This is a genomic window from Methylorubrum sp. Q1, from assembly GCF_004683995.1.
Lineage (GTDB): Bacteria > Pseudomonadota > Alphaproteobacteria > Rhizobiales > Beijerinckiaceae > Methylobacterium.
Genome location: NZ_SRHQ01000037.1, coordinates 18,293 through 33,762 on the forward strand (window position 1 = coordinate 18,293; position 15,470 = coordinate 33,762).

12 protein-coding genes are annotated in these 15,470 nt (G+C 70.6%); 6 read left to right on the top strand and 6 right to left on the bottom strand.

What is annotated here, in order from left to right:
- Nucleotides 1–32: 32 nt before the first annotated feature.
- Genes E4V01_RS23575 through E4V01_RS23590 form a run of 4 tightly spaced genes read right to left on the bottom strand, consistent with a single transcriptional unit; the run spans nucleotide 33 to nucleotide 5,134 of the window.
- Entirely contained in the window at nucleotides 33–857 is an 825-nt protein-coding gene (locus E4V01_RS23575; RefSeq protein WP_193763289.1) for an SDR family NAD(P)-dependent oxidoreductase, read from the bottom strand.
- Between the two features lie 2 nt (nucleotides 858–859).
- Nucleotides 860–2,068 (bottom strand): mandelate racemase/muconate lactonizing enzyme family protein, encoded by a 1,209-nt coding sequence (locus tag E4V01_RS23580; RefSeq protein WP_135300048.1) that lies wholly within the window; start codon nucleotides 2,066–2,068, stop codon nucleotides 860–862.
- An 11-nt stretch (nucleotides 2,069–2,079) separates the two neighbouring features.
- A complete protein-coding gene (locus tag E4V01_RS23585; RefSeq protein ID WP_060769331.1) occupies nucleotides 2,080–3,954 on the bottom strand; it encodes a thiamine pyrophosphate-dependent enzyme in 1,875 nt (624 codons plus the stop codon).
- Nucleotides 3,955–4,000: 46 nt separating this feature from the next.
- Nucleotides 4,001–5,134 (bottom strand): M24 family metallopeptidase, encoded by a 1,134-nt coding sequence (locus E4V01_RS23590; RefSeq protein WP_135300049.1) that lies wholly within the window; start codon nucleotides 5,132–5,134, stop codon nucleotides 4,001–4,003.
- Between the two features lie 196 nt (nucleotides 5,135–5,330).
- On the opposite strand from E4V01_RS23590, the gene E4V01_RS23595 reads away from it, so the two are divergent.
- Complete coding sequence (locus E4V01_RS23595; protein ID WP_060772201.1) at nucleotides 5,331–6,101, top strand: HpcH/HpaI aldolase/citrate lyase family protein; 771 nt, start codon at nucleotides 5,331–5,333, stop codon at nucleotides 6,099–6,101.
- 45 nt (nucleotides 6,102–6,146) lie between these two features.
- Nucleotides 6,147–7,028, top strand: coding sequence for an IclR family transcriptional regulator (locus E4V01_RS23600; RefSeq protein WP_135300050.1), 882 nt, complete (start codon nucleotides 6,147–6,149; stop codon nucleotides 7,026–7,028).
- 7 nt (nucleotides 7,029–7,035) lie between these two features.
- Here E4V01_RS23600 and E4V01_RS23605 read toward each other — a convergent pair whose 3' ends face one another.
- Nucleotides 7,036–8,673 (bottom strand): L-dopachrome tautomerase-related protein, encoded by a 1,638-nt coding sequence (locus E4V01_RS23605; RefSeq protein ID WP_083530805.1) that lies wholly within the window; start codon nucleotides 8,671–8,673, stop codon nucleotides 7,036–7,038.
- A 171-nt stretch (nucleotides 8,674–8,844) separates the two neighbouring features.
- Nucleotides 8,845–9,276 carry a VOC family protein gene (locus E4V01_RS23610; RefSeq protein ID WP_060769334.1) on the bottom strand — a complete coding sequence of 144 codons (432 nt, stop codon included), beginning with the start codon at nucleotides 9,274–9,276 and terminating at the stop codon, nucleotides 8,845–8,847.
- A 495-nt stretch (nucleotides 9,277–9,771) separates the two neighbouring features.
- Here E4V01_RS23610 and E4V01_RS23615 point away from each other — a divergent pair, with 495 nt between their 5' ends.
- The 4 genes from E4V01_RS23615 to E4V01_RS23630 all read left to right on the top strand — a co-directional run bounded on the left by E4V01_RS23615 (nucleotide 9,772) and on the right by E4V01_RS23630 (nucleotide 15,427).
- Nucleotides 9,772–10,455, top strand: a complete 684-nt coding sequence (locus E4V01_RS23615) for a gluconate 2-dehydrogenase subunit 3 family protein (protein ID WP_245517680.1) — start codon at nucleotides 9,772–9,774, stop codon at nucleotides 10,453–10,455.
- A 36-nt stretch (nucleotides 10,456–10,491) separates the two neighbouring features.
- Nucleotides 10,492–12,264 carry a GMC family oxidoreductase gene (locus E4V01_RS23620; RefSeq protein ID WP_135300051.1) on the top strand — a complete coding sequence of 591 codons (1,773 nt, stop codon included), beginning with the start codon at nucleotides 10,492–10,494 and terminating at the stop codon, nucleotides 12,262–12,264.
- 10 nt (nucleotides 12,265–12,274) lie between these two features.
- Nucleotides 12,275–13,609 carry a cytochrome c gene (locus E4V01_RS23625; RefSeq protein WP_060772202.1) on the top strand — a complete coding sequence of 445 codons (1,335 nt, stop codon included), beginning with the start codon at nucleotides 12,275–12,277 and terminating at the stop codon, nucleotides 13,607–13,609.
- A 438-nt stretch (nucleotides 13,610–14,047) separates the two neighbouring features.
- Nucleotides 14,048–15,427, top strand: coding sequence for a carbohydrate porin (locus E4V01_RS23630; protein WP_210172759.1), 1,380 nt, complete (start codon nucleotides 14,048–14,050; stop codon nucleotides 15,425–15,427).
- Nucleotides 15,428–15,470 lie beyond the last annotated feature (43 nt).

The window sequence follows — 15,470 nt, forward strand, 5'->3', positions numbered from 1 at the left end:
GTGGCCGGAGGCCGCGTTCTCAGGCGGCGTCCTCAGGCAGCGTGGCGCCCGCCATCCACCGGGAGCGCGGCTCCGGTGATGAAGGCCGAGTCCGGGCTCGCCAGGAACAGCACCGCCAGGGCGCAGTCGCGGGCGGAGGCGAGCCGGTTCATCGGCTGGCGGGCCCGGAGCATCGCGTAGTGGGCGGCCGGATCGGGCTGCGCCTCGGCGTGCTCCCAGGTCATCGGCGTATCGATCACGCCGGGACAGACCGCGTTGACGCGGACGTTGAACGGGGCCAGCTCCACGGCCAGCGCCCGCGTGACCCCCGTCATGCCCGCCTTGGAGGCGGTGTAGGCGACGGCACCGCCCAACCCCTTCAGCGAGGTGATCGACGCCATGTTGACGATCGATCCCTGCCGCGCCTCGCACATGGCCGGCGCCAGGAGGCGGGTGAGCTGCACCGCCCCGTTCAGGTTGAGTTCCACCGTCGACATGAAGTTGTCGGGGGTGGTCTCCGCCAGGGAGCCGCGGATCGTGGCGCCGGCATTGTTGACGAGGACGCCGACGCGGCCCCCGCCGACGGCCTGCGCCTCCTCGGCGAGGCGCTCCAGGTAGGCGAGGTCGGTGACGTCCCCGGGCAGGACGGTGGTGCGGGGGCCGAGTTCGGCGGCGAGCGCTTCGAGGCGGCCGGCGGTGAGGCCGTTCAGGACGACGTGGGCACCCTCGGCGTGGAGGATGCGGGCCGTCTCCGCCCCGACGCCGCTGCCGGCGCCGGTGATCACGGCCGTCTCGCCCGCGAGCCGGTCCGACGGGCGGTGCGGCGGCGCGTAGCTCAGGCCCTCGCGCAGGCCGCTCGCAGGAGTGGGGCTCGCCATGGTCAGGCTCCCTTCCGGCTCGTGCGCGCCGACCATTCGGGGCGCTTGCGGACCTCTTCGGGGATCGTGACGCCGTGGCCGGGCCGGTCGGCCGCGGTGAGCCAGCCGTTCTCGATCAGCGGCAGGCCCTCGCTCACCTCGCGGTACCAGCCGTGATAGAAGGCGCGGACGAATTCCTGGAAGATCGCGGTCTCGGCGTGCAGGGCGACGTGCGCGCCGGCGGCGAGCCCGATCGGGCCGGTGCAGTCGTGGGGCGTGAACGCGCGCTGGTAGGTGGCCGCGAGGTCGGCGATGCGCCGCAGCTCGGTGACGCCGCCGGTCCAGCACGGGTCGGACATGATGATGCCGACCCCCGTGCGTTCGAGGATCTCGCGGTAGGGGTAGCGCGAGCCCTGGGTCTCGCCGACGAGGACCGGGATCGTCGTCGCGCGGCAGACCTCGTCGATGGCGCGCAGGTTGTCGAGCTTGACCGGGTCCTCGATCCACATCGGCTGGTACTGCTCGGCGGCCCGGGCGATCTTGCTCGCCACCGGCACGGTCCAGCGTGCGTGCATCTCGAGGGCGACCTCCATCTCGCCCTCGAAGGCCTTGTGGATGCGGGCGAGGGGCGCGAGCGCCGTGCGCAGCTCCGACGCGGAGATGTGCAGCCCCTGGTTCACCACCGAGATGTCGTCGAGCGGCCAGATCTTCATGTGGCGCACACCCTCGGCGAGCAGGCTCTCGGCGAGCCGCTCGGGCTCGTTCATGAAGCCCCAGAGGTCGTCGTAGGGGTCGCGCACGAAGTCGCCGGTATATTGCCGCCCGGCCACCGCCGCGGCCCGCACGTAGTTCGGGCCGCCGCAGGTGTTGTAGACGCGGATCCGCTCCCGCGAGCGGCCGCCGAGGAGCTGCCACAGCGGCAGGCCCGTGCGGTGGCCGAGCAGGTCCCACAGGGCGATGTCGATGGCGGCCGCACCCCGGGTCTCGGCGCCGATGCCGGAGCGGCCGCGCTGGCGGAACAGCGTCGTCCAGTGTCCGGCGATGTCGCCCGCATCCTTGCCGAGCAGGTAGTCGGCCGCGCCCTCGTGGATGTAGGATTCCACGGTCTCGGCCAGCGAGAAGGTCTCGCCGAGGCCGACGACGCCGTCGGCATCCTCGATCTCCACCCACAGCAGGTTCGGCTGCAGGGCGCTGCGCAGCGTCGAGACGCGCGTGATCGTCGTACCCTTCATGATCCCCTCCCTCAGACGAACCACCGGTGCTTCGCGGCGGCCGCCTCGAAGGCGGCGCGGGTCTCGCGCAGGCCCTCGGGCGCATCCGCCTGCGGAATGCCGAACTCCCACCACGCGCCGTTCTCGATCGGCAGCGGTGCGTCCTCGACATGCGCCGCGATCAGGAAGGGCCGGTCGGAGCGGCGTGCCTGCTCCAGGGCGTCCCGCAACTCGGCGCGGCTGTGCACGTCGAGGCCGTCGGCGCCCAGCGAGCGGGCGTTGGCGACGTAGTCGATCGCGAGCGTCTCGCCGGTCAGGTTGCGGGCGTCCCCCTCGCGGCGGCGGAACTGCGTGCCGAACTCCTCGCCGTAGGAGCCGAGCTGGTGGCCGCGGATGCACTGCCAGCCCCGGTTGACCACCACCACGATCGTGAAGGCGAGGCCCTCCTGGATCGCCGTGACGATCTCGGTGGTGTTGCCCATCAGGAAGGTGCCGTCGCCGATGAGCGCGAGGATGCGGCCCTTCACCGTGCCGGCCATCGCCGCGCCGAGGGCGGCCGGGATCTCGTAGCCCATGCAGCTGAAGCCGTATTCCATGTCGACCGGGGCATCGCTGCGGCTGTCCCAGATGGTGTGGGCCTGCCCGATCGCCGTCGAGGAGGAGAACACCACGCGGTCTTCGCGGCGGGCGGCGTCCTTGATCTCGGCGACCGCCTCGTAGCCGGTCATGCGGGGATTCTCGGTCCCGACGATCTCGCCGACCCGCGCGACATGGCGCAGGATCGCCCGGTCGGCGCGGTCGCGCCATTCGGCCGGGGCGGTATGGCCCTCCAGGGCCGCCGCGAGCCCGTCGAGCCCGGCCCTTGCATCGGCCCGCAGCGCCAGTGCGCCCATCTTGCGCAGGTCGCGCTCGGCGAGGTTCAGCGTCACGAAGTTCACATCGGGGTTCTGGAACAGCGTGTGCGAGCCGGTGAGCGTGTCCGACAGGCGGGTGCCGACGGCGAGCACGAGGTCGGCCTCGGTCGCGAGTTCGTTGGCGGCCGGCGATCCGATGAAGCCGACGCCGCCCGCGTTGAGGCGCGCCTCCCGGCCGGCGCCGCGGCCGGCGAAGCTCTCGACCACCGGGATGCCGCAGGCGTCGGACAGGGCGGCGAGGCTCGCCTCCGCCTCGGAATAGCGGACGCCGCCGCCCGCGATGATGAGGGGCTTGCGCGCGGCCCGCACCCGTTCGGCGGCGGCCGCCAGGGCGGTCTCGGAGGGCGCGAGCCGCTCGAGGTCGTGGACGCGCCGCTCGAACAACGCCAGGGGGAAGTCGAACGCCTCGCCCTCGACATCCTGGCAGACCGCCACGGTCACGGCGCCGGCCTGGCCGTGGTCGAGCAGCGCGGCGGTGGCGTGCGGCAGGGAATGGATGATCTGCTCGGGCCGCGTGATCCGGTCGAAGAAGCGGCTGACCGGGCGCAGGGTGTCGTTGACGGTCATGTCGTAGCTGCCCGCCATCTCCAGCCCCTGCAGGATCGGGCCCTGACGGCGGCTGGCGAAGACGTCGCCCGGCAGGAGCAGCACGGGCACGCGGTTGAGCGTGGCGGTGCCGGCGCCGGTGACGAGGTTGGTGGCGGCCGGCCCGATCGAGGCCGTCACCGCCAGGGTCGAGGCGAGGTTGTGGGCGCGGGCATAGCCGATCGCCGCATGGACCATCGCCTGCTCGCTCTTGCCCTGATGGTAGGTCAGCCCGCCCGCGCCGGTCGCGAGGGCGTGGCCGAAGCCGCTGGCGTTGCCGTGGCCGAAGATGCCGAACACGCCGCCGATGAGCGGCCGTTCGCGTCCGTCGCGCCGGGTGTGCTGGGCCGCGAAGTAGCGCAGGATCGCCTGGGCGGTCGTCAGCCGGATGGTCTTCTGTCGGGTCATGGGCGGATTGCCTTTCCTCTGGGTGGGGATCGGTTCGGATGGGGGATCAGGCCGGGAGGCGGATCGGGGCGTCGCGCGGCTGCGCGGCCAGCGGGACGGCGGCGTCGGCGCCGACGACGAAGCTCTTCTCGACCTGCACGGAGGTGCCGTCGGCGAAGTGCCCGCCGGCTTCGAGGTTCACCACCATGCCGGGGGCGAGCACGGCATCGACCGGGTAGGTGCCGAGGCCGTCGCTCAGCACGGCGTCGCTCGGCGGCCCGAGCAGCGGCCATTCGCGGATGCCGAGGCCGAGGCCGTGCCCCTGCGCGACGAGGCCCGGGATCCGCCGCGCCTCGTCCTGCATCGCCGCCCAGGCCGAGGAAGCGGGCCGGCCCGGCCGCAGGGCGCGCTCGGCCGCCGCCAGCGCGGCGAGCGCGCCGGCGTGACGCTCGCGGTCGGCGGCCGTGAAGCCGGCCCGCGTCAGCGTCGTGCCGGTATCCGAGTAGTAGCGGCCACAGCGGGCACCGGCATCGAAGAAGAGGGCCGTGACGGGTTCCGGCGGCCTCGCGGCGTCGCACACGCCGCCGCCGGGCGCTCCGAAGACCAGGTGGTCGAAGTCGCAGTCCCGCTCCGCCAGGGCGACGCGGAACACGGTCCGCAGCGCCCGCGGATCGGCGTCGGCGGTCCAGGCGGCGAAGACGGCTTCCATCGCCGCCTCGGTGGCGGTCGCGGCCTCCCGCATCGTCCGGAGCGCCGCTTCGGTCTTCACCGCGCGCAGGCTGCGCAGCCAGAGCGAGGCGTCCCGGGTCGCCACCGGCTCCAGGCTTCGGGCGAGGCCGCGGCCGGCCCCGTCCCATTCCACACCGATGGTGCGGCCGGCGAGGCCCATCTCGGCCAGCAACAGGGACAGCGCGGCGTCGGCGTCGGCGGCCGGGCAGGCCCGGCCGTACAGCACGAGGCTGTCCGGCGCCGCCGCCTCGGCCGCCATCCGGGTGACCGCACGCGCCGCCAGCCCGACGCGACCGTCCCGGGTGAGGACGGCGTATCCGGCCTGGAAGGCGGCGTCGCCCGCGGGGCCGCCCATCCAGCCGCGCATCCGCTCGCCCAGCCACGTGAGATGGCCCGAGAGCAGAAACACGCTCTCGGGCGTCGTCGCGACGACGGCCTCAACGTCCCGTTCGCACAGATGCTCCGGTGTCATGTCTCCTCCCGCACTCCGTTCGACGGAGTGACTGGCTGTTCATATTTGAACTAGCGTTTCTGAGTAAGACTGCTAAAACAACCGGATCAACAGTGCAACCTCTGATTCGTTGGCGGATCGATATTGCATTCTCGATGTCAGGGTGCTTCATATCGAAAACACGCAGTTCAGATATGAATTAATGGAGACGCGGAAGATGGTGGGCACCAAGCCGATGCCGTTCGGGGAACTGGTCCGATCGGGCACGACCTACGGCACCTTCGTCGGCCTCGGTTCGACGGTCGCGGCGGAGGTCTGCGCGCTGGCGGGCTTCGACTGGCTGCTGTTCGACCTCGAACACGGGGCGGGCAACGAGCGCGACCTGATCGGCCAGATCGCCGTCGCCAGGCGCCACGGCGTCGGCACGGCGGTGCGCGTCGAGACGCCGACGCGCATCCGCTGCGGCCGCGTGCTCGACCTCGGCGTCGAGGCGGTGATGGCGCCCCGGCTCGACAGCGCCGAGGAGGCGGCGGCATTCGTCAGCCACCTGCGCTACCCGCCGCAGGGCGACCGCGGCGTCGCGACCTACCACTCCGCCGCCGCCTTCGGCCTCGATCCCGACTATCTCGGCCGTGCCAACGACGCCGTGGTGGCGATCGTGCAGATCGAGACGCAGCCGGCCCTGTCGGACGTGGAGCGCATCGCCCGCACGCCCGGCGTCGATGTCCTCTTCGTCGGGCCGCGCGACCTCGCCGCAGCCCTCGGCACCACGCCCTCCCTCGACGCGCCCGACTTCGCCGCCGCCCTGCGCCGCGTGGTCTCCGCCTGCCGCAGTGCCGGCATCGGCGCCGGCGTGCTCGCGGGCGACGCGGCCAGCGCCGCGCGCTACGTCCAGATGGGCTTCGCCTTCGTCGGGATCGGCTCCGATTCCGCCTTCATCGCCCAGGGCGGGCGGCAGGCGATCCGGGCGGCCAAGGCGTTGACGTGAGGCGCCGTCTCGGCGAGGTCGATCCTCGACGACGGGGAGTTGCCGATGCAGTCCGACGAGAAGCTCAAGTATAGCGCCCCGGCCGCCGCCTGCGCCGCCGACCTCCTGCTCGCCCTCGCGCGGGCGGACGGCCCGATGACGCTGGCGGCGCTGATCGAGCGGACGACCTATTCGCGCTCGCTGCTCTACCGCACCCTCAAGACCCTCGGCACCCGCGGCTTCGTCGTCGAGGAGGCCGCGCCCGGGATTTCGGGGAGCCTGCACTACCGTCTCGGCTCGGCCGCGGCGGAGATCGGCGGCGCCTACCAGAGCAACGTCCCGTTCGAGGAGAGCGTCCGCTCCGCCCTGCGCGCCCTGGCGCAGCGGACCGGTGAGACCGCGAGCGTGGCGACGATCGAGGGCGAGGACGTGCTCTACGTGATGCGCGAGGAGGGGCGCTACTCCGTGCTCGCGGTCTCGCGGGTCGGTAAGCGGCTGCCCGCCCACGCCACCGCCATGGGCAAGGCCCTGCTCGCCCGGTTCGACGACGGGGAGATCCGCGCCCTCTACGGGCGGGGCGAACTCCGGCGCTTCACCGGGAACACGATCACCGATTCCGGCGCCCTCCTGCGCAACCTCGCCGAGGTCCGCCTGCGCGGCTACGCGGTCGAGCATTCCGAACTGGTCCAGGGCCGCTGCTGCATTGCCTTCACGCTCCAGGCCGGCCCCGGTCCGGGCGACCTCCTGGGGATCAGCCTCTCCACCACGGAGGCGCGGTTCGAGGTCGAGCATGACGCGCTGATCCTGGAGGTTCTCTCCACGCGCGACGCGCTGCTGGCGGACCTGAGCCGGCGCCGGGTGCCGGGAGACCGGAAGGTCGCGCGCGACCTCACCGCCTCCCTCGGTGCGATCTCGCGCCGGTCGGTGCCGGCGGCGGCCGGCACCTGAACCCGGATCAGCCGCGGGCCGGAAATCGGCGCTCCTGGGTCGCGCCGGCATCGTAGCGGAGCGGCGAGCGGAAGGTCATGAACTCGACCCAGGTGCCCCACGGCATCCGGCCGAACCACAGCTGGTTGCCCGCCCCGGTCTCGCTGAGACCGAGGTCATTGGGGCCTTCGAGCAGCGTCCCGCCCGCGGCCGCGAACCGCTCCGTCGCCAGGGCGATGTCGTCCACGAACATGCTGAAGTGGTTGAGCCCGATATCGTTGATCCCCGCCGCCTCGGTGCGGGCGATCCCCGTGAGCTGGAACAGCTCGATGTTGGCCCCGTCGCCGAGGCGCATCTGGCAGGCGCCGCGCATGGTCGCGGTCTCCGGCAGGCCGTTGATCCGGCCGACATCGGCGGCCGTGAGCGGCGCGTCCGTCAGCTTGAGGTGGCGGTAGAGCACCGTCGCGCCGAACGCCTCCTCGAGGAAGCGGATCGCCGCCTCCATGTCCGGCACCGTCATCGCGACGTGCTCGATGCCGTGGATGTTGGACAGGCCCCGCGGCGGCGAACGGCCGGTTACCGCGTCGCCGAGGCGGATGCCGGCCAGCTCCCGCGGTAGTTGCAGGGCGAGGACCTGCCAGGGCGCCCGCGTGCGGTCGTCGCCCCCGGTGCCGGAGGCGAGGTTCTCGAGCTGGGAGGCGGGGACCAGCAGGCGGCGCTGCCCGTCGATGCAGATGGCGTCGGGCGAGGCCAGCCGGTCGTCCTGCACCAGCGTCAGCATCCGCCCCTGCGGCGTCAGCACGGCGATCCGGCGGTTCTCGGCGTCGGACAGGTAGAGGTTGCCCAGCGTGTCCATCGCCGTGCCGCCGATGGTCGGGATCTCGGCGATGGTCTGGATCGCCGACGCGAGGTCGGCATCGGTCAGGCTCTCGTCGGTGAGCAGGGCCGTCGCGATCCGGCGGACCGGCCCGGTCGGCGTCGCCCAGTAGAGCCAGGCCCCGTCGGCATCGAGTTCGATCATGTCGCTGGCGACCGCGGGCCGGCGGCCGTCGGCATCGGCCAGGATGCGGCCGCCCTGCCCCTTCTGCGCCGCGCCCTCGGGCTTGCGCAGAAGCGGGTGGCCGGAGAGGCGGCGCAGGGTCCGGTTCGCCGCCAGATCGTGGACGATGATGCCGCCGAGCCCGGAATCGGTGACGTAGAGCATGTGGTCGTGCAGGCGCAGGTCGTTCATCGTCGCGCCGGCCGGCAGGATGTCGTCGCCGAAGCGGAGCACCGCGAGCACGGTCCCGGTGCGCGGATCGAGGCGGACGATCTTCTGCCCGCCCGGCACGGCACGCTCGCCCACGGCCCCCTGATCGACGACCCACAGCGTCCCGTCGTTGAAGACGTGGACGGCGTTCACCATGACGAAGGCCGATTGCCCGTCGCCGCCCTGGCTCCACGCGTTCCACGCGCCACCGGGGAACGGCGACAGCGCCCCGTCCTGTTCGACCCTGACGAGCGAGGGGGTCTCTCTGTGGTCGGGGAAGCGCGGCAGGCCGAGGAACAGGGTGCCGTCCGGGGCGGCGGCGACGCCGTTGCACAGCCAGCGGGACTGCGCCGCGAGCGTGAGGACAGGCGTCGGCGCGGAGGCGGCACGCGCCGCCTGTGCGGTGGTCATCGACATGGGGGGCAGAACTCCGCTGGCGGCAAGCACGGCAAGCGCGGATCGACGGGTGAAATGCGGCGGCAGCATAGGGAGGCAAACGGGAGGCACAATCGATAGTGGCTGGCCGCGGGGGCAAGGGACTCTTGCGTCCTCGGCGAGAGTCCGGATGAGGACGAGCGCGGCGGGCCGCTACGTATCCTGCGCTTCGAGCGGGACTTCGGCGAAGATGCCCGTATCCGGCTCGACGAACTCGATCGTGTTGCCCTCCGGATCGGCCACGAAGAGCGTGCCGATCCCGAAATCGAGCGGGTCGCCGGCATCGGTCACGGCGTGGGTCTCGTATTCGAGGCTTGCCATGTACGGCGTCACGCCCTGGCGCAGCAGCGCCGCCGCGGTCTCGCGCAGGCTCTCGACCTCCAGCGCGAAGTGCTGCTCGATCCGGCCCGAGGCGGGCGCGTCGGGCGACGGCATCAGGTGCACGACGAAGCCGTTCCCGGCCCGCAGCCAGTTGGTCTTTGTCGGATGCGCGTCGAGGCCGATCACCTCGGTATAGAAGCGTCGCATCGCGTCGAGGTCGTGGGCGGCGATCGCCGTGTGATGCAGGCGCGTGACGCGGATCATGGCTATCCTCTTCGCAGGCGCGGCACCCGAGGCCCGCAGGTGACCGGCCGCCGCGCTCAAGGGCCGCGCGCAAGGGCGCTTCGACCGTCAACGGCCCGGCGCCGCGCCGGTCTCTCGCCGACAGGGCCAGGCTGTCTTGCCGGGCGGGAGGGGGAAGCGATGCGCCGACCTCGGATTTCTGCCGGCGCGGAGAGACACCGTGTCCGTTTCGGAAAGAGACCGCCGCGCAAGCTTGATTTATAGATATGCTAATTCAACGAGAGATCAGCAATTCGAGCGCGGCGTGAGATTTCGATAGTCATCGAGCGTGCTGCCAATGCTGCACGCACGCATGTCCGCAAGAATTGTGTGGCGACCCGACTTGTCGCTCGCATGGGGCCGCACCGCGGTGCCGGCCGATAGGCAGTCGCGCGTCACGATCTCAAAACCAAGCGCATGTCGATCGAAGTGTCGGCGCCCGGGGGGAATATGAACAGAAGGCAGATACTCGCCTCGATGGCGGCCCTTGCCGGCAACGCCTCCACCGCGCAGGCTGCGGAACTCAGCGGCGAGATGCCCTGGGAGCCCGGTCAGGCGAACGTTCCGCCGCTGCCCGATTCCGGGTCGGAGCGCTTCGTGTTCTTCACGCCTGCGGAAGCCGAGGCCGTGGGCGCCATGGCCGACCGGATCATCCCGGCGGACGACCTGAGCGTCGGCGGCCGGGAGGCGGGCTGCGTCCGCTTCATCGATCGTGAACTCGCCGGCCCCTACGGCCGGGCGGCGACGCAGTACCGCCTCGGCCGCTTCGTCAAGGGAACCGCCGAGCAGGGCATCCAATCCCCTCTCGCCCCGGCCGACCGCTACCGGCTCGGCCTCGCCGCCCTCGATCGCCACTGCCGCGCGGCCCACGGCAAGGGCTACGCGAGCCTGCCCCCGGACGAGCAGGACAAAGTCCTCTCGGCGATGGAGGCCGGAACGCTCGACCTCGGCGAGGTCGATGCGAAGGAGATGTTCGAGCAGATCCTGCAGAACGTCCGCGAAGGCTTCCTCGCCGACCCGCTCTACGGCGGCAACAAGGATCTCGTCAGCTGGCGGATGCTCGGATTTCCCGGAGCACAGTACGATTTCCGCGATGTCATCGACTTGAAGGGAAAGAAGCTCGACTTCGTTCCGGTCAGCATGATCGACAAGTCCCTTTGATTTCTGCCCCTTGATCGTTCCGAAAGCTGTCGTCCGATGACCAATGTTCGTCCAAAAGCCGATGCCGTGATCGTCGGTCTCGGCTGGTGCGGCTCGCTCATGGCCGAGGAGCTGACCCGGGCCGGCCTCAATGTCGTCGCCATCGAGCGCGGCCCCTGGGTCGAGACGGCCGTCGATTTCCCGCCCTCCGTCGATATGGACGAACTGCGCTGGGACACCCGGCGGGCGATGCTGCTGCCGCCGGCGATCGAGACCATCACCTTCCGCAACGACCCGACCCAGAAGGCGCTGCCCGCGCGGGACTGGAACTTCAACGAGTGGGGCTACAATGTCGGCGGGTCGGGCACCCACTGGGCCGGCATGGCGTGGCGCTTCCTGCCGTTCGACTTCCAGCCCTACAGCATGACCGTCGCGCGCTACGGCGCCGAGCAGCTCCTCGACGGCCTGATCGTGCAGGATTGGGGCGTCACCTACGACGACCTCGAACCATTCTACGACCGGTTCGAGAAGATCGCCGGCGTGTCCGGCAAGGCCGGCAACCTCAAGGGCGAGAAGATCCCCGGCGGCAACATCTTCGAGGGGGCGCGCTCGGACGAGTATCCGCTGCCCCCCCTCAAGACGACCCGCCTGACCGACCTGTTCACCGAGGCCTCGGCCAGCCTCGGCTACCATCCCTTCATGGTTCCGGCGGGCCAGACCTCGGGGGCCTACACCAACCCGCTCGGCGTCCGGATGGGGCCCTGCACCTATTGCGGCTACTGTCTGTATTACGGCTGCGGCAACTGGTCGAAATCGACGCCCAACAACTGCGTCGTCCCGGCGCTGATGCAGCGCAAGAACTTCAGCGTGCTGACCGAATCGACGGTGCTGCGCGCCAACCTCGCCCCGGACGGGACCACCGCCACCGGCGTGACCTACGTCGACAAGGACAACCGGACCTGGGAGCAGCCGGCGGACATCGTCGTCTTCTCCGCCTTCCAGATGCAGAACGTGCGGCTGATGCTGCTCTCGAAGATCGGCAAGCCCTACGATCACGCGACCGGCGAGGGCGTCGTCGGCCGGGCCTACAGCTTCCAGACCGTGTCCGGCGCCAACATCTTCTTCGAGAACGAGTACCTGAACCAGTTCATCGGCGCCGGCGCCCTCTCGGCCCAGGTCGATGACTTCAACGGCGACAACTTCGACCATACCGGGATGGGCTTCATCGGCGGCGCCGGCATCCTCGTCGTCTCCCGCGGCGCCCGCCCGATCGGCAATGCCGACTTCCTCCCGCCCGGAACGCCCCGGTGGGGCAGCGCGTGGAAGAAGGCCTACACCCACAGCTTCCAGAACGGGACGTTCCTGTTCGGCCAGGGCACGAGCTTCGCGCACAAGGACGCCTATCTCGACCTCGATCCCGAGTACAAGGACATCCACGGCCTCCCGCTCCTGCGGCTCACCTACGACTACAACGAGAACGACCGCCGCTCGGCGAAGCTGATCGAGGACAAGAGCGTCGAGATCGGCCGGAAGATGGGAGCGAAGGTCGTCGTCGGCACGAACGCGACCAACCAGCACGCCTCGCCCTACCAGCTCGCCAGCGACCACACCAATGGCGGCGCGGTGATGGGGCTCGACCCGAAGACCAGCGCGCTCAACCGTTTCCAGCAGAGCTGGGACGTTCACAACGTCTTCGTCCTCGGCGCGTCGTCCTTTCCCAACAACGCCGGCTACAACCCGACCGGAACGGTCGGCGCCCTGACCCTCTGGACTGCGAAAGCGATCATCGAGACTTATCTCGACAAGCGCGGTCCGCTGGTGGCGAATTGAGGTGACGACCGTGACCTTGCTCCTGCGCACCCTCCTCGCCACCGCAGCGCTCTCGCTCTGCCTTCCCCTCGGGAGCGTCGCCTCGGCCCAGTCCGAGCCGGCACCGATCCAGACGAAGGACGTCGACGCGCCCAAGGTGGTGGAGGCGCCGAAGACGGAGGCCGACCCCGCCATCGAGCGCGGGCGCTACATCGCGGTGGCCGCCGACTGCGTGGCCTGCCACACCAATCCGAAGAGCGGGAAGCCGTTCTCCGGCGGCTACGCCCTGGAGACCCCGTTCGGCACGCTGCTGTCGAGCAACATCACCTCCGACCCGGAGACCGGCATCGGCCGCTGGACCGAGGCGGAGTTCACCCGCGCCCTGCGCGAGGGGCTCGGGAAGGAGGGGCAGCACCTGTATCCGGCGATGCCGTACACGAGCTACACCAAGATGTCCGATCGCGACGTCCACGACCTGTGGCTCTACATGAAGACCGTGCCGCCGGTCCGCAACGCCGTCGTCACCAACCAGCTTCCGTTTCCCTTCAACATCCGCGCCCTGCTGATGGGGTGGAACCTGATGTTCTTCGAGCAGAAGCGGTTCCAGCCGAGGGCCGACCGGTCCGCCGCCTGGAACCGCGGCGCCTATCTCTCCGACGCGCTTGCCCATTGCGGCGCCTGCCACACGCCGAAGAACGTCCTCGGCGGCGACAAGACGAGCAAGGCCTATCACGGCGAGGTCCTGCAATCGTGGTACGCCCCCGACATCACCACGAGCAAGACCGGCGGCATCGGCGACTGGTCGAAGGACGACATCGTCCAGTATCTCAAGATCGGCAGCAACCGGATGGCGGTCGCCTCGGGGCCGATGGCCGAGGCGGTGACGAACTCGACCCAGCATCTGAGCGACGCCGATCTCGCCGCGGTCGCCGACTATCTCCAGTCGCTGCCGCCGAGCCCCGCGACCGAGGCGAGGCGCGTCGCCGCCCCCGATCCGGTCATGGCCCAGGGCAAGCGCGTCTTCGACGCTCAGTGCAAGGCATGCCACGCCTCCGACGGAACCGGAATCCGGCACATGACGCCGAGCTTCCCCGGCAACACCGCCGTGCAGTCGCACGAGGTCGCCGGCATCGTCCGGACCGTGCTGGCGGGCGCACGCGGCGCGATCACGGCTGAGAATCCGACGGGGGCGGCGATGCCGTCCTTCGCCTGGAACCTGTCGGACCAGCAGATCGCCGCGGCTCTGACCTACATCCGCAACAGCTGGGGCAACGCCGCGCCGCCGGTCACCACCGAGGCCGTCGCCGCCACCCGCAAGGCCCTCAACCTCAACGCCGTCGGGCGCGCGCCCCACCCGGTCCCGTGAGGGGCGGCGCCCGACGCATGGCCCCGCGCGAAAGGCCGGCTGCACCGCCGCGCTCACAGCGGATGAGGTCGGGAGCGGACGTTTCGCGAACCGCCCTGTACCTCCAGGGCGAGCCGTGCTCGCGCGCGGAGCCGGTAGAGAACGACACCCGCGGGATCGGCCGCACGAGCGGGAGAAGTTGAGGCCAGAGCCTCCGCTTCGTCTCGGCCGTCACCTGCGCCCTGCCCCGCGCCGCCTCGCTCCGAATCCTTCCGCCTGCGGGTTGATCGGCGCGAAGTAGACGGTCAATGCTTCGCAAATATAATTTATTGAGCGGAATAATTCCGTTTTCATCGCGCTATTACTGAGAATCCACCAATCAAACTGCGGGTGTTCAAGTCTATGTCGCCCCTAAAAAGACGGCTTCTCGCCACGCTGTCAATCGCCGCCGTGCCGCTGATGAGCGCCGCGCAGGCCGAGCCCGGGCATGGTTCCCGCGCACGATCCCGGCACGCCCCCGCGGCGGGAGGGGAGGCATCTCCGGGCGTCGTCCCGACCGCGTCGCGTCCCTCGACGGCGGATTCGTCCCGGCCGGCGCCGCCCGGCAGCCTCGACACGCAGGCCGCCGCGCCCACCTGGGGCGTGCTGGGCAACTTCGGAGGCCTGCGCGACGACCTCTTCCGCGCCGGCATCCGCACGGACGGCAGCTTCGATTACCAGACCTCGACCAACATCCAGGGCGGCCCCTACCAGTCCCTGCGCGGCGCCGGACAGCTCGCCCTGCGCGCCGCCGTGGACATGGACCGCTTTGCCGGCCTCGCGGGCGGCACCTTCAACCTCGCCCTGACCTACCGCTTCGGTCGCGGCCTCACCGCGGACCAGCACCTTAACGTGCTCCAGCAGACCGAGGAGATCTTCGGCCGCGGCCGCTTCCCGCGGCTAACCCAGCTCTCCTACACCCAGCGCTTCGGCGAGTTCGTCGATCTCAAGTTCGGCCGCCTGCCCGTCAGCGCCGACTTCGCCGGCTTTCCTTGTGAGTTCCAGAACCTGACGTTCTGCGGAAACCAGCCCGGCAACCTTGTCGGCAATTATTGGTACAACTGGCCCGTCTCGCAATATGCCGCCCGCCTGCGGCTCGGCAATCTCGACACCGGCTACCTCATGGCCGGCGTCTACCAAGTCAATCCGCGCGACCTCGAGAACGGCTTCAACTTCGACCCGACCGGTGCCGCCGGTGCGCTGGCCATCGTTGAGGCCGCCGCCTTCCCGACGCTCCCGCCCTTCACCTATCGCGGCAGCTACACGGTCGGCGCGTGGTACCAGACCGGCGGCGGCCCCGACCTCTTCCTCAACCGCGACGGCCTGCCCCTGGCGTCGGCCGGCGGGCTGCCACTCGCAAACCGCGACCGCAGCGGTCTCTACGGCGTGGCCGTGCAGGAACTCTACCGGCCCGATCCCGGCAACCCGCTGCGCAACCTCTCCGCCTTCGTCCGCGTCACGCTGGCCAACTCCTCGACGTCGCTCATCGACAGGCAGGAGACCATCGGCCTCGTCTACAAGGGCTTCTGGGCCGAGCGGCCCTTCGATTGGATCGGCGTCGGCATCGGCCAGTCACATGCCAGTCGGGCCCTGGCGCAGAGCGTCCAGATGGCCAACCTGCTCGATGGTGGCGTCCGCGCGCTCCCCGGATACGAGCGCGCGTTGGAGGTCTTCTACAGCCTCGCCCTCTCTCCCGACGTGGTGGTCCGGCCCAACATCCAGTTCATCAACCGTCCCGGCGGCGTCGGCGGGCGGGACGACATCCTGGTCTTCGGCGTCAAGAGCGGCGTCACGTTCTGACCCGGACAGGCATGGGGCCAGCGCAGCAATGCGGCCCGCGCCG

Excerpts from the sequence above, each read along its gene's own strand:
- E4V01_RS23575 (WP_193763289.1), bottom strand. The coding sequence starts at position 857 with ATGGCGAGCCCCACTCCTGCGAGCGGCCTGCGCGAGGGCCTGAGCTAC.
- E4V01_RS23580 (WP_135300048.1), bottom strand. The coding sequence starts at position 2,068 with ATGAAGGGTACGACGATCACGCGCGTCTCGACGCTGCGCAGCGCCCTG.
- E4V01_RS23585 (WP_060769331.1), bottom strand. The coding sequence starts at position 3,954 with ATGACCCGACAGAAGACCATCCGGCTGACGACCGCCCAGGCGATCCTG.
- E4V01_RS23590 (WP_135300049.1), bottom strand. The coding sequence starts at position 5,134 with ATGACACCGGAGCATCTGTGCGAACGGGACGTTGAGGCCGTCGTCGCG.
- E4V01_RS23595 (WP_060772201.1), top strand. The coding sequence starts at position 5,331 with ATGGTGGGCACCAAGCCGATGCCGTTCGGGGAACTGGTCCGATCGGGC.
- E4V01_RS23600 (WP_135300050.1), top strand. The coding sequence starts at position 6,147 with ATGCAGTCCGACGAGAAGCTCAAGTATAGCGCCCCGGCCGCCGCCTGC.
- E4V01_RS23605 (WP_083530805.1), bottom strand. The coding sequence starts at position 8,673 with ATGTCGATGACCACCGCACAGGCGGCGCGTGCCGCCTCCGCGCCGACG.
- E4V01_RS23610 (WP_060769334.1), bottom strand. The coding sequence starts at position 9,276 with ATGATCCGCGTCACGCGCCTGCATCACACGGCGATCGCCGCCCACGAC.
- E4V01_RS23615 (WP_245517680.1), top strand. The coding sequence starts at position 9,772 with ATGGCGGCCCTTGCCGGCAACGCCTCCACCGCGCAGGCTGCGGAACTC.
- E4V01_RS23620 (WP_135300051.1), top strand. The coding sequence starts at position 10,492 with ATGACCAATGTTCGTCCAAAAGCCGATGCCGTGATCGTCGGTCTCGGC.
- E4V01_RS23630 (WP_210172759.1), top strand. The coding sequence starts at position 14,048 with ATGAGCGCCGCGCAGGCCGAGCCCGGGCATGGTTCCCGCGCACGATCC.